At 46.2% G+C, this 25869-nt stretch carries 22 protein-coding genes and 1 tRNA gene; 2 read left to right on the top strand and 21 right to left on the bottom strand.

Annotated elements, in window-relative coordinates:
- Positions 1 to 109 precede the first annotated feature (109 nt).
- From NSQ58_RS21320 to NSQ58_RS21275, 10 genes are all read right to left on the bottom strand, one after another.
- Positions 110 to 1006, bottom strand: coding sequence for a 5'-3' exonuclease (locus NSQ58_RS21320; protein ID WP_013309415.1), 897 nt, complete (start codon positions 1004 to 1006; stop codon positions 110 to 112).
- 72 nt (positions 1007 to 1078) lie between these two features.
- The gene (locus tag NSQ58_RS21315; protein WP_341058167.1) at positions 1079 to 1444 is read right to left on the bottom strand and encodes an arsenate reductase family protein; all 366 of its coding nucleotides are present in this window, start codon (positions 1442 to 1444) and stop codon (positions 1079 to 1081) included.
- A 43-nt stretch (positions 1445 to 1487) separates the two neighbouring features.
- Complete coding sequence (locus tag NSQ58_RS21310; RefSeq protein ID WP_025723311.1) at positions 1488 to 2447, bottom strand: RluA family pseudouridine synthase; 960 nt, start codon at positions 2445 to 2447, stop codon at positions 1488 to 1490.
- 21 nt (positions 2448 to 2468) lie between these two features.
- Positions 2469 to 3032 carry a cob(I)yrinic acid a,c-diamide adenosyltransferase gene (locus tag NSQ58_RS21305; RefSeq protein WP_028542959.1) on the bottom strand — a complete coding sequence of 188 codons (564 nt, stop codon included), beginning with the start codon at positions 3030 to 3032 and terminating at the stop codon, positions 2469 to 2471.
- Between the two features lie 18 nt (positions 3033 to 3050).
- The gene (locus NSQ58_RS21300; RefSeq protein WP_023987782.1) at positions 3051 to 3620 is read right to left on the bottom strand and encodes a hypothetical protein; all 570 of its coding nucleotides are present in this window, start codon (positions 3618 to 3620) and stop codon (positions 3051 to 3053) included.
- Between the two features lie 101 nt (positions 3621 to 3721).
- Entirely contained in the window at positions 3722 to 3928 is a 207-nt protein-coding gene (locus NSQ58_RS21295) for an aspartyl-phosphate phosphatase Spo0E family protein (RefSeq protein ID WP_023987781.1), read from the bottom strand.
- A gap of 114 nt (positions 3929 to 4042) precedes the next feature.
- Positions 4043 to 5254 (bottom strand): aminotransferase class I/II-fold pyridoxal phosphate-dependent enzyme, encoded by a 1212-nt coding sequence (locus NSQ58_RS21290; RefSeq protein ID WP_025723315.1) that lies wholly within the window; start codon positions 5252 to 5254, stop codon positions 4043 to 4045.
- Between the two features lie 12 nt (positions 5255 to 5266).
- Positions 5267 to 5767, bottom strand: coding sequence for an Lrp/AsnC family transcriptional regulator (locus tag NSQ58_RS21285; protein WP_023987779.1), 501 nt, complete (start codon positions 5765 to 5767; stop codon positions 5267 to 5269).
- A gap of 143 nt (positions 5768 to 5910) precedes the next feature.
- Entirely contained in the window at positions 5911 to 6297 is a 387-nt protein-coding gene (locus tag NSQ58_RS21280) for a spore coat protein (RefSeq protein WP_013309407.1), read from the bottom strand.
- Between the two features lie 34 nt (positions 6298 to 6331).
- On the bottom strand, positions 6332 to 6568 hold the full coding sequence (locus NSQ58_RS21275) for a hypothetical protein (RefSeq protein ID WP_013309406.1): 237 nt from the start codon (positions 6566 to 6568) through the stop codon (positions 6332 to 6334).
- 113 nt (positions 6569 to 6681) lie between these two features.
- Between NSQ58_RS21275 and NSQ58_RS21270 the strand changes: the two genes are divergently transcribed.
- Complete coding sequence (locus NSQ58_RS21270) at positions 6682 to 7920, top strand: NAD(P)/FAD-dependent oxidoreductase (RefSeq protein WP_341058165.1); 1239 nt, start codon at positions 6682 to 6684, stop codon at positions 7918 to 7920.
- 71 nt (positions 7921 to 7991) lie between these two features.
- On the opposite strand, the gene NSQ58_RS21265 is transcribed toward NSQ58_RS21270, so the two are convergent.
- The 4 genes from NSQ58_RS21265 to NSQ58_RS21250 all read right to left on the bottom strand — a co-directional run bounded on the left by NSQ58_RS21265 (position 7992) and on the right by NSQ58_RS21250 (position 12965).
- Positions 7992 to 9245 carry an MFS transporter gene (locus NSQ58_RS21265; protein ID WP_023987777.1) on the bottom strand — a complete coding sequence of 418 codons (1254 nt, stop codon included), beginning with the start codon at positions 9243 to 9245 and terminating at the stop codon, positions 7992 to 7994.
- Positions 9246 to 9361: 116 nt separating this feature from the next.
- On the bottom strand, positions 9362 to 10069 hold the full coding sequence (locus tag NSQ58_RS21260; RefSeq protein ID WP_068940106.1) for a hypothetical protein: 708 nt from the start codon (positions 10067 to 10069) through the stop codon (positions 9362 to 9364).
- A gap of 54 nt (positions 10070 to 10123) precedes the next feature.
- Positions 10124 to 10537, bottom strand: coding sequence for a DUF350 domain-containing protein (locus NSQ58_RS21255; protein WP_013309402.1), 414 nt, complete (start codon positions 10535 to 10537; stop codon positions 10124 to 10126).
- 58 nt (positions 10538 to 10595) lie between these two features.
- Complete coding sequence (locus tag NSQ58_RS21250) at positions 10596 to 12965, bottom strand: endonuclease MutS2 (protein ID WP_341058163.1); 2370 nt, start codon at positions 12963 to 12965, stop codon at positions 10596 to 10598.
- 152 nt (positions 12966 to 13117) lie between these two features.
- Here NSQ58_RS21250 and NSQ58_RS21245 point away from each other — a divergent pair, with 152 nt between their 5' ends.
- Entirely contained in the window at positions 13118 to 13477 is a 360-nt protein-coding gene (locus tag NSQ58_RS21245) for a phage holin family protein (protein ID WP_023987773.1), read from the top strand.
- Positions 13478 to 13628: 151 nt separating this feature from the next.
- Here NSQ58_RS21245 and zapA read toward each other — a convergent pair whose 3' ends face one another.
- From zapA to NSQ58_RS21210, 7 genes are all read right to left on the bottom strand, one after another.
- Positions 13629 to 15653, bottom strand: a complete 2025-nt coding sequence (gene zapA, locus NSQ58_RS21240) for a cell division protein ZapA (RefSeq protein WP_341058161.1) — start codon at positions 15651 to 15653, stop codon at positions 13629 to 13631.
- A 209-nt stretch (positions 15654 to 15862) separates the two neighbouring features.
- A complete protein-coding gene (gene pheT / locus NSQ58_RS21235; protein WP_341058159.1) occupies positions 15863 to 18310 on the bottom strand; it encodes a phenylalanine--tRNA ligase subunit beta in 2448 nt (815 codons plus the stop codon).
- A gap of 28 nt (positions 18311 to 18338) precedes the next feature.
- A complete protein-coding gene (gene pheS, locus NSQ58_RS21230; protein WP_269321413.1) occupies positions 18339 to 19370 on the bottom strand; it encodes a phenylalanine--tRNA ligase subunit alpha in 1032 nt (343 codons plus the stop codon).
- Between the two features lie 449 nt (positions 19371 to 19819).
- Positions 19820 to 21670 carry a ribosomal protection-like ABC-F family protein gene (abc-f, locus tag NSQ58_RS21225; protein ID WP_341058158.1) on the bottom strand — a complete coding sequence of 617 codons (1851 nt, stop codon included), beginning with the start codon at positions 21668 to 21670 and terminating at the stop codon, positions 19820 to 19822.
- Positions 21671 to 22037: 367 nt separating this feature from the next.
- Positions 22038 to 23039, bottom strand: coding sequence for a polysaccharide lyase family 1 protein (locus NSQ58_RS21220; protein WP_372238121.1), 1002 nt, complete (start codon positions 23037 to 23039; stop codon positions 22038 to 22040).
- Positions 23040 to 23349: 310 nt separating this feature from the next.
- Positions 23350 to 23420: transfer RNA gene (locus NSQ58_RS21215), tRNA-Gly, on the bottom strand.
- A 107-nt stretch (positions 23421 to 23527) separates the two neighbouring features.
- Positions 23528 to 25669, bottom strand: a complete 2142-nt coding sequence (locus tag NSQ58_RS21210) for a putative bifunctional diguanylate cyclase/phosphodiesterase (RefSeq protein WP_341058156.1) — start codon at positions 25667 to 25669, stop codon at positions 23528 to 23530.
- Between the last annotated feature and the right edge of the window lie 200 nt (positions 25670 to 25869).

The raw sequence follows: 25869 nt of genomic DNA, 5'->3' as shown, positions 1-25869 counted from the left end.
AACTCCGTCGACATATGGGTATACAAATAAGGACACTAACGCATCAAGCGTCAGCGTCCCTATATTACTTACTTTACCTGAATTGTACGTACCAAGCCTAACAGCTTCATTAAGATCCGGTTGCGACACCCATCAATGTACACAAGCTTTTCATTTCAAGCTGCTCAAACTTGTCTACAATTTGCACGTGATCCAGCGTCAGCAGACAGCTATCCAAAGCACATGCTACAGGTACACCACAGTGAATTTCAGCAAGTTTGCGTGAAAGATGCAGCATATCCAAATCACTCTCAATTTTTTTACGGACCGAGGGTGTTAATTGATCCAGATTCTCCAGAATGCCCTCAATAGAGTCGTATTCCTGCACCAGCTTGAGTGCCGTTTTCTCACCTATACCTCGTACTCCTGGATAATTATCGCTTGCATCCCCCATCAGGCCTTTAAGGTCCACCACTTGGCGTGGCTTAAGCCCTTTTTCAGTCAGCAGGGTCTCCGGAGTGTATACCATATAATTGCCGTGCCCTTTTTTCATAATAATGACCCGTGTCCGCTCATCCACTAATTGAAGTAAATCATGATCTCCTGAGAGAATCATTACATCCATGTCCTCATTTTGCGAATAATGACGTGCAAGCGTACCGATACAATCATCGGCTTCAAAGCCTTCCGCTCCAATGTTGGGTATGCCGAGGCTGTCCGTCACTTCACGAATCAATGTAAATTGGGGAATCAAATCATCCGGTGCGTCGGCTCGGTTTCCTTTATACGCAGCAAAATGTTCCCCACGGAATGTCGTTCCGCCCATATCCCAGCAGCAAATGACATGTGTAGGATTAAACGTTTGGACTGCATCCCAAAAATATCGAATAAAACCATAGATGGCGTTCGTTGGCACCCCAGCTTTTGTACGACGGATATAACCGTTTGCGGCGGTTGCATAATAAGCGCGAAATAGCAGGGCCATGCCGTCAACCAGCATTACGGATTGTTCATTGCGTTGTGTCACAGATTGTATTGCTCCCATTCATCATAATATTTAACCCCCACAGTATAACATATCGTGAGTGTAAATTGGGCGTTATTGAGCTCCCCATGTGTCCTCAAATGTTTCCTCTTTGAATCCTATCGTTACTTTGTTCCCGTCGGTTACAATCGGGCGTTTGATTAATCTTCCATTCGAGGATAAAAGCGAAATTTGCTCTTCACGACTCATGTCTCCAAGCTTATCTTTCAGCTTTAGCTCTTTGTACACCTCACCGCTTGTATTAAAAAACTTTTTCAGCTCCAGCCCGCTTTTTCGAATTAAATCTTCCAATTTCTCCGGGCCGGGCGGCTGTTCAAAAATAGGAATAAGTTCCGTCTCATGTCCCTTGTTTTGCAGCCATTTCACTGCATTACGACAGGTACTGCATTTAGAATACTGATATACTTTCAGTTGGCTCATCGCTAGATTAACCTCCATTTGGTTTCGATAGCTTATTTATATTTTATTCTGAAAAATATTGCGCTCTTAATAGCTCCTGCATTTCAGCCATATCTTCAGGTAGAGGAGCATAGAACGTCAGCCGCTCCCCGGTTACAGGATGCTCCAAGGACAGTTCTGAGGCATGCAAGGCTTGTCGAGGCATCCTGGCATCAAGCTGATCATATCGTTCACGTTGCGCAGCATCATCGGGTGTAATCCGGTACATTTTATCTCCGATCAACGGACAACCGATATAAGTCATATGCACTCGAATTTGGTGCGTACGCCCGGATTCCAACTTTAGTCCGATGCGACTTCCCCCGTTCCACACTTCCTCCAGCTTATACAGCGTAAGGGCAGGATAACCATCCGGGGTCACCATACGTAAATGCGGATTATCCGGGTTGCGGTCAATCGGTCCGTCTACCTTACCTTCCTGCAGCTCAGGACGCCCATGCACCAGAGCCGTATAGCGCTTATCCACCGTTCCCGCAATCATCTGCTCAGAAATATGCTGGTGTACATACGGATTTTTGGCTACTACCAGCACACCCGTCGTCTCTTGATCAAGACGATGAACAGGACGAAACCGGAACAGTTCTCCCTTGGCCTGCCAATAATGCACAACCCCATTAGCCAGTGTTCCTGTGTAATGACCGTGAGTCGGATGGACAATCATACCCGCCGCCTTGTTCACCACTAACAAATGTTCATCCTCAAACAATATCTCAAAAGGAATGGGTTCAGGTAAAATATCATCAGAACGCTCGCGCTCCATGCGAATTTCTACTTGATCCCCGGACTTTACCTTAACGCTGATGTACACACGTGTCCCGTTCAGCATAATACCTTGCTCGGTCAGCTTGAGTTTGGATATTAACTTTCGAGAAATGTTCATACGTTTTTGTAAAATAGTCTTCAACAGCATGCCCTCCTCCTCAGGAGGGATCGTATATACGATAGGTTCATAGTACAAGCTCATCACAAATTCCCGGTTGCCTCCTTATTTGCGGAACACTTTTTTGCTGCGCACATATTCGACATCGGGCACACCCTGACGGACATTCGCTGTGCGAGCAACGGCAAAGAAATAATCGGAAAGACGGTTCAAATACCGACGTACCGCCGGATTGATGTCCGTATGTTTACCTAGTGTAACAGCACGGCGTTCCGCGCGTCGGCAAACCGTACGGCAAACATGAAGCGTTGAGGATAATGTGCTACCACCCGGTATAATAAAACGCTCCACCTTCGGATTTTCCTCCTGACATGCATCAATCCAGCCTTCCAGTCGCTCTGCCAGCTCGTCTTTCACCTTATATTTGCTTTCACTGATTTTAACAAACGCCAAATCCGAACCACAATCAAACAGCTCCTGCTGTATTTCCTCCAATTGAGTCCGAATATCCGCAAACTTTTCCCCTTCGGCAAAGCTGATCGCTTGTCCTACAAAGCTGTTCAGCTCGTCAATTGTACCGTATGCCTCCACACGGTCATCATCTTTGGACACTCGACCTCCAATCACAGAAGTTTGTCCTTCATCACCTGTTCTGGTATAGATCCCCATATTACTCCATCCCCCTTATCATTCCGTAAGTGCTTTCAGCACCTTGATGGCTTCTTCCTTATTGCTTGTACGAGGCGGCACGGTAGCAAATAATGTTTTTGAGTTATATTTTAGCTCCTTAAACATCTTCATCTGCTCCACCGGAATTCCGAACAAATGAGTTTCCTTGCTTACATCTGTTTCTTCTTCCTCCTGCCCCTTCTTCTTAAATACGCCGCCCTCGAACACGCCCCGAGCGTACGTCTTCTTGTCAAAAGCATCATCTAACGGCAGATTCGAACCATTCTGTCCATACAGCTTCATGTCCTCTTCCGGCAAAAGAAACAGATCATGCTCCCCGGCCGCATATTCTACAACCAGCTTCTGCTGGTTATACAGCGGACTGACTGAAATCTCAATAGTCGGAGCCTGTTCGCCCAGCTTATCCTTAAGCTTTTGTGCCAGCTCTTCACGGATGACTGAAGCATCCCCTTTATCCATAATAAAAATGGAGAAGCTGTCCTTGTCCCGTCCCCCACATCCAGCCAATAATACAAGTGTCAACATTCCGATAATCCATGGCGATAGCCTTTTTAGCCCTGTTCTCATATGTACGCCCCCTCTTCCATGCCATTAATATATCATAAGTTGTGAACGCAAAAAAAGAAGGCCCTACGGCCTCCTTCTTACCTTTGGCTGACTTCACACGGTTAAACCTTGCATTCCGTACCATACATTTTCATGTATTCATTGATTTTCAAATCGAGCTTGCAACTAATCTCGATGACAAGATCAGAGGTGAAGGACTGCTCTTCCTGAAACGTCCGCATCATCTCATTGCGCAGGAACAAAATTTCATCTTCTAGGGAAATGTCGTATCCTATTGAACTAGACGAATTATATCCAACATATGACATGAGCATTCCTCCTACAATTGAAAAATTGAACTTCCTGCTTTCGAATTCAAATTATAGCATAGAAATTTAGAAATAAAAGACTATTTTTTATGAATTACCCATAAAAAAATAATTTTAACCTTCTTTTCTTACTTTTTCTACAAAATGACCAATCCGATCCAGTGCCTCCGTCAGCTGAGCAACAGAAGTCGCGTATGAGCAACGAAGATAGCCTTCGCCTCCCAAACCGAACACATTACCCGGTACAGCCGCAACTTTAGCCTCTGCCAATAGACGCTGTGCAAATTCATCTGAGCTAAGTCCCGTGCTTTGAATACTAGGGAAAACATAAAAAGCCCCTCTTGGCTCATGGCACTCCAGGCCGATTTCCCGGAACCCTTCAACCATCAGACGGCGACGCTGATTATAGGCTTCTACCATACGATCTTTCTCACCCAAACCATTCCGCAAGCCTTCCAGTGCCGCAACTTGCCCCATAGAAGGCGCACACATTACGGTGTACTGATGGATTTTGAGCATAGCCGCAATCAGATCTGGATGTCCGCATGTATATCCAATACGCCAGCCTGTCATGGCGAAGGCTTTGGAGAAACCACTGACGAGAATCGTACGATCCATCATACCAGGCATAGCGGCAAAACTAACATGCTTCTCTCCATAATTCAATTCAGCATAAATTTCATCAGAAATGACGATCAAATCATGCTTTTCCACGACTTCGGCAATCGGAAGCCAATCTTCATAAGTCATCGTAGCCCCAGTTGGATTACTCGGATAGCATAAAATCAGCACCTTGGATTTAGGTGTAATTTTTGCCTCCAACGCCTCAGCCGTCAGCTTAAATTCATCCTTAGCAAATGTTTCAATACCTACCGGAATCCCGCCTCCAATTGAAGTGATTGGAGAATATGAAATGTAGCACGGCTCGGGCACGAGAATTTCGTCGCCAGGTACAATTAACGCACGCAAGGCAAGATCAATCGCCTCGCTTCCCCCAACGGTCACGATAATCTCATTTTTAGGATCATAATTAACTTCAAATTGCTCATTCAGATAATCACTAATCGCTTCACGCAGTTCTGGCGTTCCCGCATTAGACGTGTAGCTGGTAAAACCTCGCTCTAATGAATAGACACAGGCTTCCCGCATATGCCAAGGGGTTGTAAAATCCGGTTCGCCTACACCAAGGGTAATAATATCCTTGTTGCCACCCACCAAGTCAAAAAACTTACGAATGCCCGAAGATGGAATTTCGCGCACCAACGGGGACAAATAGGAACTCATGGCTTTGTTACTGTCGGTAAATGTTTCTGTTTTGAGATTCATCATGATCTTCCTTTACGGCGAAATCACCAGACGATTATCTTCCTGATGATCCTCAAAGATAATTCCGTCCTGCTTGTATTTTTTAAGCGTAAAATTAGTCTTGGTGGACAAGACCGAGTCAATAGGAGACAGTTTCTCCGACACAAAATTAGCGACCTCACGGAGGTTGCGGCCTTCAACTTCTACCAGCAAGTCGTATGCTCCAGACATGAGATAAACCGATTTAACTTGCGGATACAAATAAATCCGTTCTGCAATACCTTCAAATCCTCTTCCACGCTCGGGTGTAATCTGTACTTCAATCAAAGCAGTAACCTTTTCGTCGTCGACTTTATCCCAATTGACTACGGCGGCGTACTTAACGATTACATGTTGGTCTTCGAGCTCTTTAATTGAGGTGCGTACATCCTGCTCATCAACCCCCAGTAAAGTAGCCAACAAAGTCGGTGTTCTTCTTGCATCTTCTTTTAACAATTCCAGCACTTTTAATTTCAAACCATTTAGCTCTGTCATTCTACATAAGGCCTCCATCGAAAGAGATTACTATACATCATACAATACGCACTTTAAACCTGCAAAGAAAAACCGTCCGCCCCGGTAAACCCGGCAGACGGACGGCTGTTATGGGAAATTGCTTCAAAAACGGAATATCCCGTTTACATATAGTAAGGGTTATTTTGGTGAGTAGGCTGCCCTTGCTGATGCATAGGTTGACCATATCCCCCCGCTGATGACGACTTTTGCTGAATGAACTGTTGGCATTCGTGTTGGGTCTTGCGAGCTTCTTGAATCTGTTTGTCCAAATCGATGCGCAGTGCTTTTGACGAAGTGGAGTACATATTGTTCTGACTCATCAGACGATACAAATCGCCTTGTAGGCGCAGCGTATCGTTCGTAAGGTCGGTGAACATCTGACGCACAGACGGACAATTGGATTCCGTTGTCGCTGTTGTATACTCTCCCACCGTGCGTTTCATATCGGCAAGAATGGTATAGAGCAAATCTTCTTCGGGCATAAATGACGTATTGTTCTGTGAAAACATCGTGATATTACCTCCTTTATTGGTTAATCCATAATTACTGCTGCGGTTGCATAGGAGCAAGCTGCTGGTGCTGTTGAAGTGCATTGGAAAGCAGGTTCAGGTGGTTCTCATGAGTTCTCGCGAATTGCAGACAAGCTTGCTGAATGGCTGGATGCTGAATGGATGCTGCTGTCGCCGTACATTGCTTGAGCAGCAGTTCTTCATTGGAAATGGAGTCCACGATGTACTCCAGCTCTTTGCCTGTCAAGGGTTGCATGTTGGTAGATTGCATAGTCTCTGTGCCTCCTTAAATGTTTTGTTGCACGCTGGTTATCTTGTCCGTTTGGCGAAATACTATGTACACATAAGAGATACTACATATTGCCTATAAGGAGTGCTGTTTATATGGAATTGATTAGCGGGAATACGTATTGGCCGAGTACCTTGGAGCAAACATCGGATTTTCCGCCTTTGGCAGAGGATTTAAATTGTGATGTACTGATCATCGGAGGCGGGATGGGTGGGTCCATCTGCTCCCGGCTATTGGGAGAACGACAGATAGACACCGTGGTTATTGATAAACGCAAGCTGGTACATGGAAGTTCTTCGGCCAATACCGGACTGCTGCAATATAGCAATGATAAGACCTTAACCTCCTTCATCAATACGTTTGGTGAAACGAACGGTGTACTGTTTTACCGTATGTGCAAAGATGCTCTGGATCAGTTGGAAAAACTGTCTACCACGCTGGAAATTGATCCATTCTTTATACGCCGCAGTAGCCTGTACTATGCAAGTACATCGGAGGATGTGCAGACGCTTCAGGAAGAGTACAAACAGCTAACCCGGTTTGGATTTCCCGTCGAATACTGGGATGAGCAACAGATTGCAGCCCGATTTCCTTTTCGAAAACCAGCAGCCTTGTACACACACGAAGATGCTGAGGTTAATCCATTTTTGTTTGCTCAAGGACTGTTGCAATCCGCCAGCCGTCTCGGTGTACGCTTATATGAGCATACGGAAGCCAAGCATTTTGAATTCAACGAAAATGAAGTTGTTTGTCATACCAGCGGTGGAATTATCCGAGCGAAAAAAATCATTTTTGCAACAGGTTATGAAACACAGGAGATTAAAACAGATCGCGGAGCCGTTCTGGAAAGCTCTTATGCTATCGCCACCAATCCAATCGGAGATGTTCCCTTGTGGCATGAGCAGTGTCTGATCTGGGAAACTGCTCGTCCTTATCTGTACATACGCTCAACACCGGAAGGACGCATCATTATTGGTGGTTTGGATGAACCTGTACTGGACGCCAATCAACGTGAAATCAGGCTGCTACACCAACAGCAAAAGCTATTGCAAACACTACAGGAGCATTTTCCCGGTGTTCCATTTCAGATCGACTATGCTTGGGCGGCTGTATTCGGCTCCTCTCACGACGGCTTGCCGTATATTGGTCCACATCCACGTTTTCCAAACTGCTATTTTTTGGAGGGTTACGGGGGAAATGGGACGGTTACGAGTATGATGGCCGCACAGCTATTGGCTGATGAACTGACGGGCACACACCGACCTGAAATGGAGCTTTATTCTCTAAACCGTACTACCAAGCCCTCGCCTGAAACAACGGAACCGATGGTTTAACATATGAATACAAAAAGAACCTCTTTCCCCTACTAATTGGGTCTGGAGGCTTTTTTTAATGTATTTTCAAACTATTCGGTTTGCTTGTGCCAGCGTTGTGCATGGGAATGAGATTTGCTCTGCTTCGTCTTTTGTTCCATTTTCAGCACACTTCGCATAAAAAACCATCCGAGCACTGGCATCAATGCAAGGCCAATCAACAACCAGATCATCGCCGTAGGAGCCTTGCTGATACTTAGGACACCCAAGAAAATGAGTGTTCCGGTCAATCGGCCTACCATTAAGCATAGTTCGCGCAACACAACCAGTTCCACTCTCTGATTGGCATCTCCTTTACTCGTACCCATTAAATCAAAGCTCGCAGAAATCATGGGAATTAAATATAAAGGCATAAATAAAGCGGTGCCGATCCCCATAATCAGTAGTGTGCTATACTCCATACGCCACAATAACGGTAATAGCGCGATCACCAACAACACGGCACCCAACAGCATACCCGCCGAACGATAGTGTGGCTTGAGCCATTTTCCGACAGCCCAAAAGCTGAAAAATGATACCGCCGAGGTGATAAGTGAAAACTGTGCCAGCTTCCATTCCTGTTGGGTAGCTACATATACGAGCAGCGTAATCAGGAAGGCAAACACCCCTTCACGGATGCCCTGGGCAATAAGCGATAACGACAACGGACGCCACATACTCCCTTTTTGTGACAATCGTTGCTTGGGCTCTTTCCAATTGTAATTTCCTGTCGGCTTACGTTTGCGAAGAAAGAAACTAAGCACCACTCCTACGACATAAAAGGCCAAGGAAATACTGAATATCACGCGATAACCTGCGTCATCCTCCATACGGGCAATAATCCAACCGGACAGCCAAGGACCCACTATACCAGAAAACGAGCCCAGCAGACCCACCCATCCGTTAAAATGATCACGGCTTGCCTGATCCGTGACTTCGAAAAAAATCACATTAAACGCCAGCCAGAATAAACCTAATGCTGCACCCAGCAGCATCCCGAGCGGCCATATGTAGTTCACAGCCTGCGGTCCCGTATATAACACGATCAGATAAAATAGGCCTGATAATGCGGTCCCCACGCGTAGGGCATTCATTTTGTTATGTTCCTTGACCCACTTTCCAGCCACCCAGACCATAATTCCCAGTGCAATTTGTTGACTGACATTAAACCAGCCGATCATCGCGTAATCCTGCCTGCTTTTCCACAAATACACGTTAAGAAATGTGCCTGACAATGCTGCTGCAAACACAAACAATCCATTCAAGCTTAATAGCAGAATGGATTGTCCGTTCAGGTTTGATTTCAATGCAGTTCCCCCTAACCGAAAAATCACCAATCAGCTTATTTCAAGCCAGCTTGTTCAAAGATTTCTTCGATTTAAGATGCCCGTATTGAGCTTGGACCTATCCGGGGAATTGCTATTTAATTGTTGGAAATACCGCTGAGCTTCTCCAGCATCCGCAGTCGGTCATTCTCTGACAGTGTCTGCTGGACATGGAAGCAGCTAGGGCACACATAAACATTCAAGACGAACGGCAAATCCAGAACGGGCTTGCCAAGCGCTGGAGACATCGACGGTTCAAAACCTTCTCTGGTTACGGTTTGCGAACCTGCATGCAGCATGTACTCCCCACATTGAGAACATTCAAGAACCTCATCTTGTCTGTCGAGTATTTGTTCAGCGCCTTGTTCATAAGCCATCAGATCCGCACCGCTTTCTTCAAATTTTTGCAAAGTATGCAGCACAGGCAACTTATGAAGCTCATTATCCTGCAACAACGGTGCATCAACCGGTTTTTCAACTACGATTTCATCCTCTGCCTCATATAAAATATCCTGCTCCTCATCATCACCGAGCTGAATACTCAATGTCCGATAACCCTTCAGGTCTTCTTTTCCATGAGAGTGGGGCGCCGGGGTTACAGAAGCCACATGATCATGTTTCGTCTCTTCATGTCCATGCTCACCGGCATGTCTATGAACAGGTGGAGAAACAGACTCATCTTCATCATCGGTGATGTCAGAGTACCCTTTCAGATCATTATGGCAATAAGGACATTCTTCCTCAGGTCCTAATTCTTCATCCCAAATAATTTCCATGTTACACCATGGACAAATAGTCATTTCCAAGCTTTATCATCCTTCCGTTCCAAGCGTATACCAAGCTCTAGTATACAAGATGTGTTAAGTTACACTGGCACCGATCACATAAGATAAAGATATGGAAATAATCATGGAGAACAAGCCGACAGCACGATTATCCTCTTTAATCTGTTGATCGATAGAAAATACCGGTGTCAGAAACTCAAAAAGAAAGTACGCCGCAAGAAGCAGTAAAAAGCCAACGAACGACCAAATCATCGTATCATACACACTGGATTTGGCTTCCATTGCAAAGCGGAGTACGTTGCAAATACCGAACATTTTCCCTCCCGTAGCCATGGCTACCGAAACATTGCCGCGCTTGATCTCTTCCCAGCATTTATAGCGGGTTACCAGCTCAAAACACGACAAAAATACAATTAGCTCCAGCACCGCCACCGAGAAATAACCCAGCATCATCCCCAACGGATGTGACAGCAATTCATCAATCGCCATCTTCACTTCGTCCCTCCCGTTCTACCAAGCGTTCCCGGGCAAAGCCGGCAACCCCTAGCTATTCCAATTCAGCAACTGTTACGCCTGTGCCGCCTTCATTGTAATTACCGATACGGTAGCTTTTCACATGCTTATGCTTGCGGAGGTACTCCTGAATACCGGTTCTCAGGACACCCGTACCTTTACCATGAATAATGTGTACCTGACCCAGATTGGCCAGAAACGCTTCATCCATGAAGCGGTCCACTTCCATCAAGGCTTCCTCCACGTTCGCCCCCCGAAGATCAAGTTCACTTCGTACGTTATCATCCCGTGTCCGCTTAACGCCAGTCACTGGTTTTTGAACTCTTGGAGTCGTTGTTTGTGCAGGTTGCAGTAGTTCCAGATCATCCAGACTGACCTTCATCTTCATGATTCCCAGTTGAATCACAGCTTCCTTGGTACCGGACAGTTCAACCACGTGGCCTTTTTTATTTAGACTGTGGACGGATACTTCATCGCCAGCCATGATAGAACGAGTACGCGTAGCAGCCGGGCGTTTGACGGTACTTTTTTTGCGTTGTTTCGGTTCAGCCTCATCCAGTTCTCTGCGAGCTGCAATCAGCTTATGCTCCTTAACCGAGGCCCCTTCTTCCTGAGCCAATTTACGCAAATCAGTAATGATTTTCTCTGCTTCACTACGAGCCTTATCCACGAGAACCCTTGCTTCGTCCTCAGCTTTTTCCAGCATACGGTCCCGTTGGGACTCCAGCTTATCCAGCTCCATCTGATGACGGCTACGCAATGCTTCCATTTCCTTACGTAGCTGCTCCGCTTTTTCCCGTTCTTGCTCAGCTGTCAAACGGTTCTGCTCCAGTGACGCGATCATGTGCTCAACGCGCTGGTCTTCTTCCGTTACCTCACCACGGGCATAGTCTAAAATACGCCCTGGCAATCCCAATCGCTCGGCAATGGCAAATGCATTACTTCGTCCGGGTACACCGACCAGAAGGCGGTAAGTCGGGCTTAATGTAGCGACATCAAACTCCATGCTTGCATTAATAATTCCTTTGCGCTCATAGGCATACGCCTTCAATTCACTATAGTGAGTCGTCGCAACCATGCGGCAATCCATGGCATGTATATGCTCCAAAATAGATACAGCCAGAGCCGAACCTTCTGCGGGGTCCGTTCCTGCCCCCACTTCGTCAAGCAATACAAGACTTTTTGGCGTCATATTTTTCAGGATGCTAATGATATTGGTCATGTGACTGGAAAATGTACTCAAGTTTTGCTCAATGCTCTGCTCGTCACCAATATCGGCATAGATTGCATCAAATACACACAGCTGGCTTTCATCCTCAACAGGTACAAACAGTCCAGACATCGCCATCAAGCTAAGTAGGCCAATGGTTTTCAGGGTAACGGTTTTCCCCCCTGTGTTCGGTCCGGTAACGATAATAGAGGTGTATGAATTGCCTAACTCCACATCAATGGGAACAACCTGCTCCAACGGAATTAGAGGATGTCTGCCCTTTTTCAGCTTTAAATATCCGCGGTCATTCATTAAAGGTAAGGTTGCCTTCATTTCACGGGCGAGACGCGCTTTTGCAAAAATAAAATCAAGATTGCCCAAAATGTCCACATCATACAGCAACATATCTGCTTGTTCTGCGACGAGTGCGGTCAGCTTTTGTAAAATGACTTCAATTTCACGCTCTTCTCTCAGCCTTGTTTCCCTCAGCTTATTGTTCATGGCTACGATGGATTCAGGCTCGATAAACAATGTTGCACCAGACCCGGATTGATCATGAACAATTCCGCCAAAATAAGAACGGTATTCGGCCTTAACCGGGATCACAAACCGATCTCCGCGAATCGTAATCAACTGATCTTGAAGCATTTTGGAGACAGTTGAGGAACGAATCATGGAATCCAGCTTTTCACGAATACGCACTTCTCCCGAGCGCAGCTCCCGACGGATTTGAGAAAGCTCTGTGCTGGCAGAATCCAGCACCTCTGCATTCTCGTCAATACAGCCTTTAATGGAGTTTTCCAAACCTCTCTGCTCCGAAAGCTGCTCACTCCAATACAGCAATGTTTCGACAGGATTTTCCTCATGCAAACTTGTCACGTATACCTGTATACGGCGTGCGGCCTGAACTGTTGTCCGAATGCCAAGCAACTCCTGCGGGCTTAACGTTCCACCAATACGGGCACGCTTCACCGCCGGAGTGATATCTACTACTCCGTTAAATGAAGGCACTCCTTTGAGGCGATCAGCAGCATAAGCCTCATCCGTGCCTTTCAGCATTTTCTTGATATGCTCCAAATCATCGCTGGGCTGTAGTCGAAGGGCTGTCTGTTGTCCCGTTGCCGTTTGGGCATAGTGACTTAGTTTATTTAGAATTTTTTGATATTCAAGGGTTTTGAAAATTTTAGAGTCCAACTTCACTACTCCTTTCACTTATATCTATATTATACCGAAAGCAGCAAACTTACGCTATTTGCCAACTCTGTTTTACACATAAGAAAGCTCTTCATGCCACACACTAACCTTTGTCTAACCCTGTAAATTCAAAAAACAAAGGAGGTTATTCCGTGAGCATTCTCGGGCACATTGTACGTTTCATCGTTGCCGCTCTGGTGCTGATGGTCGTAAGCTGGATCGTTCCCGGATTTAGTGTAGGCGGCTTTTGGAGCGCGCTGATTCTTGCCATTGTCATTGCCTTGGTTGGTTACATCATCGAGGCAGTGTTCGGCCGACGCGTTTCTCCATTTGGACGCGGTATCGTAGGTTTTCTAGTGAGCGCTCTGGTTATCTGGATCGCTCAGTATGTGGTGACCAATGTCAGTGTTTCTGTTCTGGGCGCACTGCTCGCTGCATTGGTTATCGGGATTATCGACCTGTTCATTCCGGTATCGACACCGTTTGAAGCCGGTCGCAAAGACGGGAAATAATTTCAGTAGACCCTCCCGGCAAAGCTGTCCCGAAGCAGATTTCGTCTGCCAAAGGACAGCTTTTTGTCATAAACACTTCTGAGTGGATACAATAAGTAAACAATCCCCGGCGATGAGCAGCCGGGGATTGCCATACATTTATAATCCGTATCTACTGATCCTGTTCGATAAGTTCAATCCATTCATTGTACTCCGTTTGAAGCTTAGTGTATTCTTCCTGTAATTGACGTAATTCTGTAGAAATCTTCTCCGTATTTTCCCGATCTACGTCCTGTTGTACTTGTAACAAACGAAGCTGATGGGCCGCCATTTCATATTTTTGACCCACTTCGTCCAATTCAGACTGCAAGGCCATTCGTTCCTGCTCTATGGACTGCTGCTCAGCTTTCGCCGTTTTGGCAGCTTCAACCGCCAAACGAGTCTCCTCCTGAAGCTGTTCCTTTTGTTCAACTGTTACCGCTATTTCACGTTCCCAAGATGCAAATTCTTCCTTACGGGCAGCATCTTCAGCTTCCAGACGTTCCGCTTCTGCCTTCAACTGATCGTATTTAAGTTGCCACTCCAGAGATTCTTCCTCAGCACGTTCCAGCTTACTCCGCCGCTCGTGATCTTCCTGTTGAAGCTGCTTGATATTTTGCTCCAGCTGTCCAGCTCGGCTCTTCATGCTTCCATATTGCTCCTGAAGCGATTGATACGCCTTAGCTCCCTCTTGCTCTCGGACTTTGGCTTTCTCAAGCTCATCCTGAACACGAATCAGCTCAGGTGAAAGCTCCTTGATTCTCGCTTCGAGTTGAACTAGCCGTTGCTGTTGTGAAGCAAATTTATCATTAATAGCTTCGAGCTCAGCCGCTGCGTGCTGTAATTGCTCCTGTATTGCTTCCTTCTGTTCACGTGCTTCCAGCAGGGAGAGCTCCAGCTCATCAACTGCCAACTGGCGTTCTTCTGCAAGTTTCTTCCATGACTTCTCGCTTTCAGCTAGCGTTGCCAGCTCACTTTGCAGCTTGCGAGAAGATACGTGAGCTTGCTCCAGCAGCTTCTGCATCCGCCGCTGTTCTTCCTCCAGCTTAGCCGTCCGCTGCTGCGCAGCCTTGGCTTCAGCTTCTAATTGATCATATCGGCTTTGCAGTTCTTCACGTGCAAGCGTATCTGCCTGCTCTCGCTCTATCGCAACCTGTCGCTGTGTTTCCAGCACAGACTCCAGCTCGGACTGTTGTTGCTTCAGTACTCTTGCTTGCTCTTGAGCCTCTCCCAGACGAGAAGAAAGCTCTGTACTGCCTGCCTGTACTTGTTCTAATTGTTCCTGAAGCTCCTCGACCCGAATCTCCTGCTCCAGTGCAGCTTCATCAGCTTGTTTCTGCGCTTCCTGATGCTGTAGCTTTTCTTCATTCAACGCCAATTCAGCCTGTTTACGTTCCTGCTCCAGCTGCTCATTCAGCTCGGAGCACTTGGTCTGCCATTCGCTTACCTTCTTACTATGCTCTTGCTGCAAAGCAGATCGCAGCTTGTCCAGTTCTGTACGCTTTTGCTCCTGATGTGTCTTCTCTGCAGTTGACAGCTTGGCTTCAGCCTGTTTAGCCGCTTCGGATACTTCCTTCTTCATCTGCTCTTCTATCTGCCGGATACGGGCATTGGCCGCCTCCTGCTGCTCTTTCAGCTTGCGAGAAGCTTCTTGACGAGACTCCTCCAATTCACGTTTAGCTTGTTTTTGTCCATTTTCAAGTTCAGCCGCTTTTTTCTCATGCTGTTCCAGCTTTGCCTTCAATTGGGCAATCTCCTTGGCTGATACAGATTCGGTTTCCATCAGCTTCTTCTGCGTTGCTTCCTTTTCTTCCTTTAGTTGAATAAGAGATTGATGCATATCTGTATTTTTTTGCTGCTGTTCCCCTAGAGCCGTCTGGAGTTGCGCCAGATCTCCCCGGAGCTCTGCTCGTTCCGCTGCTAAGCGGTTCATATGACTCTGAATTTCCTGGATTTGTACAGCTTCTTCTGCCATATGAACCGCAGCCAGCACGGCAATTCGGGGCATATCCAGACGCGAATGAGCTTGAGAAATGCTGTGCATACGCTCATCCACGTAATTAGCAACCTGCTTCATATAATCGGTATTGCTGCCGACGAGTTTATAAGAAGTACCGTAGATCTCTACAGTGACGCGAGTACGATCTGGTGTAGTCACAATTATGCCCTCCTTCAATACTACTGTATGTTGATTCTAAGGTGTGTCCGGTACTATGGTAACCCGCCTTCCGTGAAGCGTTCAACCTTATTAGTCCGGCTTCCCCGCAGCGGGTAAATATCAGAGTAAGAGAGCTTCTATGATGATAGGCCAAAAAGCCGTATCGAACCTCTGTCACTAAGATTCGATACGGCTTCCCGCATTTCCTGCTACTTTCTCAATTCCGCTCCAAAAGTTTGTTCCAGAGACGTAACGACAGGAGTATGCGCCGCATTGATCTCTTCATCCGTCAACGTATGTTCCCAATGACGATAGGTCAGAGAGATAGCTACGCTCTTCTTATCTTCACCAAGCTTACTGCCTGTAAATACATCAAACACTCGCGCATCCTGCAATAGCTCTCCGCCTGCAGCGTGAATAACACGAAGCAGTTCACCTGCCTCAACGTCTTTATTTACCACGAGGGCAATGTCACGTTCCACGGATGGGAAGCGAGCCAACTCTCTGAACTGACTATGAGAGTTTGCGTGTTCAACGACCTGTTGCAACGCAATTTCCGCTACATACGTATCATTCAGCCCATAAGATTGTTGAAGCTCCGGATGAATCTGCCCAATGGTACCGATCCGTTGAGAGTTCCCATTCACATCCAGCCATACCGAAGCGGAACGGCCCGGATGGTAGCTTTGCGGTTGGTCAGCCACATAACGAATGCTGGCACTCAACCCGAAATAGTCAAACACCGTTTCAAGCGCGCCTTTAATATCAAAGAAATCAACCTTTTCAGCACCAATATTCCATTGTTTTTCACGGCGTACCCCAGTCAGCAGTAGACTAAGCACTTGAATTTCCTGCGGCTGACGGGTTAATGTTTGTTCCTCTGTATAAAATACCGTTCCCATCTCAAAAATCGCCAGATTGTCTTGCTTGCGATTCATGTTGTACACTGCTGTATCCAGCATCTGTGGAATGATACTCGTACGCAAAACACTACGGTCTTCGCTCATAGGCATAGCCAAACGTACCGGATGGCTACCTTCTGTCAGGGCATTAAATAACCCCGTACTTTGCGGATGTACAAAAGAGTAACTGATCGTCTCCTGCCAACCACCATGAGCCAGCAATCTGCGCAGGGAGCGGCGCAATGATTGCGATGCTGTCAAAGCTCCCGGAGTTGTCGGCCCTTCAATCGGCGTGGTCGGGATATTGTCGTAACCATACAGACGAGCTACCTCTTCGATTAAGTCCACGTCAATGGTAATATCTCCACGGCGTGTAGGTACTTCAACTTCCAGTACCCCTTGCTCTGCGTCGCCACATCCGAAATGAAGTCTACCGAAAATCGTTTTCACCTCAAGCAAAGACAGTTCGGTTCCCAAATATCGGTTTATTTTATCTAGCGACAGCTTGATAATGCGGTTTTCAGCTTTTGCAGACGCAGATTCTACGATGCCCTGGTGTACAGCGCCTCCCGCATAACGCTGAATCAGCGCAGCTGCACGATTCACAGCAGGCACAACAGCTCCTGGATCAACCTCTTTTTCAAAACGCAGACTTGCTTCCGAACGCAGTCCAAGTTGACGGGATGTTTTGCGAACTGTACCGCCGTCAAACTTCGCAGATTCCAGCGCAATGCTGACCGTCGCATCCGTAACCTCGGAGTTGGCTCCACCCATCACGCCTGCCAATGCAATTGGTTTCACACCGTCTGTAATCAGCAGCATATGCGGCTCCAACTTACGCTCCTGATCGTCAAGTGTAATCAATGTTTCGCCGGCACGAGCGAGTCGAACTTCAATATTTCCATTTTCCAGCTTATCCGCATCAAAAGCATGCAGCGGCTGACCGTATTCCAGCATGACGTAGTTCGTAATATCTACGATGTTGTTGATCGGACGAACACCTGCCGCCATCAGACGGTTTTGAATCCATAATGGGGAAGCAGCCACTTTTACACCTGTGATATAACGGGCCGCATAGTGTGTACACAGTTCAGGAGTATCTACCTTCACAGACAGATGATCTGCTGCTGCATCGCTAATTTCCACCAGATCCTTAGCCGGGTCAGCCAGCGAAATGTCACGTCCCAGAATCGCACTCACTTCATATGCTGCTCCGTGCATGCTCAGGCAATCCGAACGGTTGGGTGTCAGATCAAAATCCAGTACCTGATCATCCAGCGCCAGCAGCTTCGTAATTGGCATACCAATTTCAGCATCCTCAGGCAGCACCAAAATACCTTCTTGCAATTCCTTTGGAAGCAGCTTGTCATTCATCCCCAGTTCTTTGGCCGAGCAGATCATGCCCATAGATACAACACCGCGTAGCTTGGCTTTTTTAATGTGGAAATCTCCCGGCAACTTTGCCCCTACAACTGCAACAGGAACCTTTTGACCTGCATCCACGTTTTTGGCACCACACACGATTTGCAGATCTTCCTCCTGACCTGCATCGACAATACATACATTCAGCTTATCAGCATCTGGATGCTTTTCCTTGCTTTTAACATAGCCGACAACAACGCCAGTAATCCCTTGATTGCGCTGCTCGACCTCATCAATTTCTATACCCGAACGGGTGATTTTCTCTGCTAGCTCCTCCGCGCTTACCTGATCCAGCGATACATACTCGGACAGCCACTCGAATGATACTTTCATATGGGTTCACTTCCCTTGATATAGTTGTTTATTGACGCGCAAACTGTTTCAGGAACGACAGGTCACTGTTATAAAAATGACGAATATCGTCGATACCGTATTTCAATATAGCAATCCGCTCTACACCCATACCGAATGCAAAGCCGCTGTACACCTCGGGATCAAAACCGCCCATCTCCAGCACTTTCGGATGGACCATGCCACAGCCCAAAATTTCGATCCATACACGTTCGCCATTTTTCTTCACAAAAGTCACGTCTACTTCAGCACTCGGCTCTGTGAACGGAAAGAAGCTTGGTCGCAAACGGATTTCGGTCGATTCTCCAAACATTTCGCGTGCAAATTGAAGTAAGGTTCCTTTCAAATCACTCATACGAATGTCTTTTCCAATGACAAGCCCTTCAATTTGGTGGAATTGAAAAGAATGCGTTGCATCGTCATCATCACGTCGGAAAACTGTACCCGGACAGATAACCTTAATAGGCGTTTCGCCCTTCATCGCTTCCATCGCACGAATCTGAACCGGTGACGTATGGGTACGCATCAACAGATCCTCGGTCAGGTAAAATGAATCCTGCATATCCCGTGCGGGGTGATTTTTAGGCAGGTTCAATGCTTCGAAGTTATAATAATCCGTCTCTGCCTGTGGGCCTTCAGCCACTCGATAGCCCATACCTGTAAAAATATCCTCGATTTGCTCAATCACTTTGTTGAGCGGGTGCAGTCCACCTTGCGGCAACGCGCGTCCAGGCAGCGTAACGTCGATCTTTTCCGCTTGCAGACGCTCATTCGTTTCTGCTTTCGTGAACTCGTCCTGCTTACGGTTAACGACTTCTTCAATCGCCTCGCGCACCTCATTGGCTACCTGTCCAACAACCGGACGCTCTTCCGCGCTCAGCTTGCCCATACCGCGCAAGATTTCAGTCAGTGCGCCCTTTTTCCCCGAATATTTGACCCGTAAATCAGCCAGCTCCTTGGGTGTTGCCACCTTCTCCAATACTTCCAGTGCTTCTTCCTTCAAGGCCAGCAAATGTTCCTTCATTTGGATGGTTTCGCTCATCGCCTGTTCAGTCCCCTTTCTTCATATCCAGCTTTTCAGACAACAAAAAAAGGTCTTTTCTCCCGGTAAGGGACGAAAAGACCGTGGTACCACCCTCGTTAGACAATAAGCTCAGCTCACCCGGCGTTCTGCCTTACGGCAACTAGTTACAGGTGATTGTTCATGCTATGCATCATCGTCTCGCTCTGCACGTTGTAACGGTCGTGAACCGGTATCCCCTACTTGCACATTCGCCATTCACATGGCGCCTGAGGTTCAAGGAACTGCTCCGGAGCGAACTTCAACAGCCCAGTATTTGCAGAAACGCTCTCAATCCTACGGCGCTTCCTCCCTGTTCAATCGGACACTGTCTACTCTTCTCCATCAAGACATTTTCAAAAATTCGAACTATTGTTCATTATTATATGCAAACTACCGCGCTTTGGCAAGCAGGGCATACGTTCATTTCTTTAGATATCGAGATCATCCAACCGCTCCAGATTTGCACGAATGCGCCTGATTTCGCTCAACAACTTCTCATTTTCGTCATTCGTGCCCGTCATTCCCATCAACTCTGTAAGACGCAATTGTAATCGAAGACGTTCCTCACGCCGCTCCTGGTCTTCTGGCTCCCGTTGACGGCTTAGCTCATCTTCTTGCTTTTCGTCGGCTGTCCCCTCATAGATTTCATATCCGCCCCCTGGCTTCATATCGAGTAACCGAGTTGCCGTGCACCTCACCAGCTCCCGATCATGTGAGACGAGCACCAGTGCTCCATCATAGTTACGCAAAGAATCCTCTACAATTTCACGGGTTTCAATGTCAAAATAATTCGTCGGTTCATCCAGCACCAGCAAATTGGCTCCACTAAAGTACAGACGAAGAAAAGCTACCCTGCATTTTTCTCCCATACTAAGTGTCCCGATCCTTTTAAACACGTCCTCTTTCGCAAAAAGAAAGCAGCCTAACACCGTTCTCGCTTCTGTTTGGGTCATCGTCGGGAGCGCAAGCAGACTGTCCAGCAACGTTTGATCCTCCGGAAGCTGCTCCAACTCCTGTGAAAAATATCCGATGTTCAACTGTGGGTTGGCTGTGATTTTTCCTGTCTGCAGCTCCAGTTGACCTGTTAATAACCGAAGCAGCGTGGTTTTACCAATTCCATTGGGCCCCCGAACAGCCAGACGGTCTCCACGTGCAACGATCAGATTTAGATTTTTCACAATGATACGGTCGTCGTAGCTAAAGTCAACCTGCTCAGCACGCAGCAAATATTTTGCCTGAAACCCGCTGTCACTTAATTTCATGTGCAAAGACGCAGCCTCACGCGGTTGCTCTACTCTATTGGCCTCCAGTCGCTCCAGTTCCTTCTCCTTCGCATGATAACGGGAAATATTTTTTTTAGCCTTGGCCTTATAAAAGCTCTGCGTAACGGCCATCTCAACCTTGGATGCGCCACGATGCGCCTGATGAAACCATTCCCTGTAATTTCGAATCGTTTCCTCCAGCGCCTGTTTCGCCAACTCCTGCTTTCGATAGCTAGCTTCCTGCTCTCGCAGTTCCCGCTCCTTTTGCGCTTTATATACCTTATAGCCGCCTTTATAGCGCCCAATACCTGTCGATGTGAGCTCAACTATACTCGTAGCCACCCGATCCAAAAAGGCTCTGTCATGCGATACAAACAGCAGCGTTCCCGGATACGTAGACAGCCACTGCTCCAGCCAAAGCAAGCTTTCGGCATCCAAATGGTTGGTCGGCTCATCCAACACTAGCAGCTTCGGCTGCCTGACCATGAGTCCGGCCAATCGCACTCTCGTCTTCTGGCCGCCACTCAGGTCACCATAAGCAATGGACCACATCTGGACAGGCATTCCCATTCGAGTGAGCGCCTTTTCCACCTCAGACTCCCAGGCAAAGCCTTGCAGGCGTTCGTATTCATCCATTAGCTCGCCGTAACGCTCCAGATGATGCTCCATATCCTTCCCAGCATCGGCTAGGTCAGCTTCCAGCTGTCCCAACACTTGTTTGAGACGCCAATGCCGAGGGCTGGCCTGTTGTGCGGCCTCCAGTGCGGTTCGAGACCAAGCCACCGTATCCTGCTGCTTCAGCCAGCCCCGCTCTTCCAGTGGCAAATCATGCTCTACTTGACCAGAGGTTGGTGCTTCATCTCCCAGCAATATTCGCAATAGCGTCGTTTTACCTGCTCCATTTCTTCCAAACAGTGCAAGCCGTTCTCCTTCCATCACATCCAGCGACACATTCTCAAATAAAGATGTCCCGTTCCAATCCTTTACTACATTGCGAATACGCAAAATTGTTCTCATACCACGATCATCCTTTCCCAGTCCGGTTTTTTGATCCCGGAAGCAATAAAAAAAGCCGCAGAAGGCTGCGGCTTGCATACAAGGAATATAGAATGACTGTTATGAATCGTTTCAGACCATACGCTTATGAAAAATAACACCGCAAACGAATAAACCAAATCCCGTTCCGGAATAAACGCATACGTCCCTACATTCATTTTCAGACACACTTCTCCCGTTGCAGCTTACAGCCGCCTGCCAGTAACTGTGCAGTTAAGTGGGAAAATCAGTGTGCTTACTTCATCGGACGTATGGTTACCTTCCTTTTCATGGGATACTTACTTGCAGTCAGTATAGCAGATCACAACACATTTGCAAATAACCCGCGTTATTTTCCGAATACCAAAGTTGTATTGGACGAACCTGCATATTTCGTTACAAACTCTTTAGTATATTCAGGAGTCTGTACCTGATAGCTATAGTTTTTGCTTGGATTCCAGTTGGTTACACGCGATTTTTGGTTGTTGATGGCGGGTAAACTCCCCACATCTTTAAACTCGCCATTGGCTTTATCATCAAGAATACCGCCCTTTTCACTACCTTTTCCAAAGTAGTTGTACTCAGAATAGATTCTTGCATTCGTAGCAATGGTGTAAGCAAGCTGGAAATTATTAATATAATTATTTTTAACATGGAAATATCCATATCTCATAAGTCCTGGGCCACGTACAAGCAAGTTTTCAAAGTAATTATTGGCGATCGTGATATGGGGCATGCCATCATAATTTTTATTGCCATCATCAGGGTATCCCAAAATGAGACCATATTTGTGATTGGCAAATTTGGAGTTACTAATGGTTACATAATCAGCCGATTGACCTATGTACAAAAGTTTGTCCAAATCCGAGCCATTCGCATTATAATTGTGACCTGCAAATGTAACATGATCAATCCAATAATTTGTACCTGCCGTGAGATAAAGTTGGATGTCATCGTTACCGTTAATGTTGGCACTGTGCTCAAAAGTTAAATTTTGAAAGATCACATTTCCCGAATTATTTGTTGTTTTCAAATGAATGTTAACCAGCTTGTTTTGCGCGTAAGAACCAATGAGTGATTTGTTGGAACCAATGTTGACCACGGTTTTAGAGGAGGCAGAAATATTTTTTTCGATTACCAGAATTTTAGGGGTTGAATCCCCTAACTGGTTTTTCAAATCGTTTAGATTATTGATATAGATGACCTGACCACCTTTTCCCCCCGTTGTGGCAGACTTCGTAGCTCCATTTTCACTTTTAGCCTGTCCGGCAAAACCAGTCATTCCATTCGTCGACGTATTTGGAAAATCAGCAGCGGCGAACGTAGAACTAGCTGGAAAAGTAAACAGCATCAAAGTTAATGCTAAAAACAGAAAAGAAAATTTCCTCATTGCAGCTACACCATCCTTTTTTTAGTTAAATCCCAACAATGCGACTATACTTATTTTTTAGTAATTGGTAAATAGTTCTTTTTATCTGTTTATTTATAGCATATAAGATAAATATTTTATATTTTATTTTGTGCAGCAATGTAAAAATAGTTCGTAAGAACGCAAAAAAGCCGTGATACCCCGTTGGCATCCCGGCTATAATGTATTTATCTAGCTCCAAATAAAACAAAAACCCTTGCGTCACAAGGATTCCGAACTTCTTAAAACAGTAAGCGGGTGATGGGAATCGAACCCACGCTATCAGCTTGGAAGGCTGAAGTTCTACCATTGAACTACACCCGCATTTTATAACATCGCGATTCTTATGTATGACACGCTTAACCTATCGTCAACCAGCTGAATCAGGATGTTATTTAGTATAACTTACCTTTCAGCAAAATGCAAGCATACTACATACTATCCTGAGCCAGCCAATTCATAGGTTTACGTAAAAACAATTTTTCAAAGACTTCTGCCGGAATGGGGCGACTAAAGTAATATCCCTGACCCTCATGACAATCCTGTGCCTGCAAAAAATGAAGTTGCTCCTCATTTTCCACCCCTTCAGCCGTAACCTTCAGCTTCAAATGGTGAGCCATGGAGGCAATAGTAGATACAATTGCCGCATTTTTGCTGTCGACCAGTACCTCATTTACAAAGGAACGGTCAATTTTTAGACGATCAATCGGGAGATTCTTCAAATAATGCAATGAGCTATAGCCAGTTCCAAAATCATCAATACTGATTGCAACACCAATAGCCTTTATTTTTTTCAACTGTTCAAAGGCCCGATCCTTATCAAAGGTCATACTTTCGGTAATCTCCAGCTCTAGATAGCGTGCTTCAAGTTCCGTATAGGTCAAAATGCCCCGAATTACATCCACCAGCTTTTTTTGCTGAAATTGGCGCATGGATAAATTGACCGAAATTGGGATTGCTGGGTACCCGAGCTCCTGCCACTGCTTATTTTGCAGACAAGCCTCCCGTAACACCCATTCCCCCAAGGGCACAATTAAACCACTTTCTTCAGCCACCGGAATAAAATCGCCCGGCATCACCATCCCACGATGAGGATGATTCCAGCGCACCAGTGCCTCCAAACTCGTGAGCTCACCACTTTGCAGGTGGACACGTGGTTGATACACCAATGAAAATTCCTCATTTTCAAGCGCTCGCCGTAGATCATTTTCCAGCTGGAGTCTTTCATGCGCTCGCATCTGCATCGCGCTGGCATACCGCTGAAAATTCACTCCCTGCTCTTTGGCACTATGGACAGCCGTATCCGCCTGCTGAATAAGCTGTTCACTCTGATTCGCATCCAGCGGGTATAAAGCTATACCAACGCTCACCGTCACATGATAAGACTCTCCATCAATATCGAAAGGCTGATCGAACAGCTTCACCATATCATCAATACGATTTCTCATAGCATCTGTATCTTCGTATCCCGTTAGAAGAAAGGCAAATTCATCTCCGCCCATGCTAAAGACAGCTTCCCCTTCATGGCTAAAATGCCCCAAGCGTTCGCCTACTGCATACAGCAAATAATTCCCTGCCATATGTCCAAGCGAATCATTAATCGCCTTGAAACGATCAATATTTAGCACTAAAAGCGCTACTGTCTCATCCGATTTTAATGATTTGCGCAATATTTTATCTAAGCGTTGGGAAAGACGACGACGATTGGGGAGTCCTGTTATATCATCATTATAAGCAATGTGATTAAACTCAGATTCTGCTGCCTGCTTTTCACGATAAGGAACCAGAACCATCAACCGAACCAGCCCGCTCAACATATTATAAAATGCTATCGCGTTGGTCAAAAGTCCTAGAAGGTGATTAATATCGCTCATTTGCTCAGCAAATAAATAGAACAACTGACTCACAACACACAGCCCAATCCCACGAATAATAAGCAACCTGCCCAACTCTGCCGGGCGGGCTTTCCGATATTTTCTCACCCCGAAAATAAAAGTGAGTACAAGCAGTAACATCACAGCCAGATTTAACGTCCAGCCCAGGTTGCCTATTTCGTATCGTATACGTAGATCCGGTAAGCCTGCACCAAATGTCTTAATAACTCCTAGAATCAGCAAAGTGCAGCCTATCCCCGCCCACAAAGCCACTGTTTTGTATTCAGACTTCGTCTTGCTAAACGGAAGGAAACAAACACATAAGAGCAAGACAGCGGTAAAGGCACGATTTACAAACAGCAGCCATAACGAAATACCCGGAGACAAAGCAAAGTCCGTCAGGCTTACGAAACTAAACGAAACAATATGAACAAGGTAAAGCAGACCAGCCACCAAAAACGTCGGGGCAATAAGAAGCCTCTGCAAAGATAACTGTTCCAGTAAAACGGACCAGGATTGATAAAAAATAGAAAAACAAATCGCAGCACAGGCAAATCCTACAATCGGATATAACAAGAAAAAAACATTATGGGAGTATATCTTATTCAAAGTTACGTGAAATAACTGAACCAAGACAAACAAAACTATCGAAGCAATGCCGATACCTATCGTTTTTTTTACTTCCAGCCGTATACTCATTCAGCCTCTTCAGCCCCCTGCATATCGGAGATTCCGATCATCTAAGACGTTTGACAGCTTTGGAAGCCGTTGTTTAAGTCTATAGTATCAAAAATAATGTTGTATTCTGGTATATAATAGCATTTAATCTGTGAAAGGTGAATCATTTTTTTGTCTTAAATTCGTGAATTCATTTTCGCATTTACGCAAATAACCGAGCT

The organism is Paenibacillus sp. FSL M7-0134 (assembly GCF_038007865.1).
GTDB classification, from domain to species: Bacteria; Bacillota; Bacilli; order Paenibacillales; family Paenibacillaceae; genus Paenibacillus; species Paenibacillus polymyxa_B.
This window is presented reverse-complemented; position numbering and strand designations above follow the sequence as displayed.

What these genes read in the sequence shown, in the direction of transcription:
- NSQ58_RS21315 (WP_341058167.1), bottom strand. Translation starts at nt 1,444, where the DNA reads ATGAGCCAACTGAAAGTATATCAGTATTCTAAATGCAGTACCTGTCGT.
- NSQ58_RS21310 (WP_025723311.1), bottom strand. Translation starts at nt 2,447, where the DNA reads ATGAGCTTGTACTATGAACCTATCGTATATACGATCCCTCCTGAGGAG.
- NSQ58_RS21305 (WP_028542959.1), bottom strand. Translation starts at nt 3,032, where the DNA reads ATGGGGATCTATACCAGAACAGGTGATGAAGGACAAACTTCTGTGATT.
- NSQ58_RS21300 (WP_023987782.1), bottom strand. Translation starts at nt 3,620, where the DNA reads ATGAGAACAGGGCTAAAAAGGCTATCGCCATGGATTATCGGAATGTTG.
- NSQ58_RS21295 (WP_023987781.1), bottom strand. Translation starts at nt 3,928, where the DNA reads ATGTCATATGTTGGATATAATTCGTCTAGTTCAATAGGATACGACATT.
- NSQ58_RS21290 (WP_025723315.1), bottom strand. Translation starts at nt 5,254, where the DNA reads ATGAATCTCAAAACAGAAACATTTACCGACAGTAACAAAGCCATGAGT.
- NSQ58_RS21285 (WP_023987779.1), bottom strand. Translation starts at nt 5,767, where the DNA reads ATGACAGAGCTAAATGGTTTGAAATTAAAAGTGCTGGAATTGTTAAAA.
- NSQ58_RS21280 (WP_013309407.1), bottom strand. Translation starts at nt 6,297, where the DNA reads ATGTTTTCACAGAACAATACGTCATTTATGCCCGAAGAAGATTTGCTC.
- NSQ58_RS21275 (WP_013309406.1), bottom strand. Translation starts at nt 6,568, where the DNA reads ATGCAATCTACCAACATGCAACCCTTGACAGGCAAAGAGCTGGAGTAC.
- NSQ58_RS21270 (WP_341058165.1), top strand. Translation starts at nt 6,682, where the DNA reads ATGGAATTGATTAGCGGGAATACGTATTGGCCGAGTACCTTGGAGCAA.
- NSQ58_RS21255 (WP_013309402.1), bottom strand. Translation starts at nt 10,537, where the DNA reads ATGGCGATTGATGAATTGCTGTCACATCCGTTGGGGATGATGCTGGGT.
- pheT (WP_341058159.1), bottom strand. Translation starts at nt 18,310, where the DNA reads ATGAAAGTATCATTCGAGTGGCTGTCCGAGTATGTATCGCTGGATCAG.
- pheS (WP_269321413.1), bottom strand. Translation starts at nt 19,370, where the DNA reads ATGAGCGAAACCATCCAAATGAAGGAACATTTGCTGGCCTTGAAGGAA.
- abc-f (WP_341058158.1), bottom strand. Translation starts at nt 21,670, where the DNA reads ATGAGAACAATTTTGCGTATTCGCAATGTAGTAAAGGATTGGAACGGG.
- NSQ58_RS21220 (WP_372238121.1), bottom strand. Translation starts at nt 23,039, where the DNA reads ATGCTGTTTACTTTTCCAGCTAGTTCTACGTTCGCCGCTGCTGATTTT.
- NSQ58_RS21210 (WP_341058156.1), bottom strand. Translation starts at nt 25,669, where the DNA reads ATGAGTATACGGCTGGAAGTAAAAAAAACGATAGGTATCGGCATTGCT.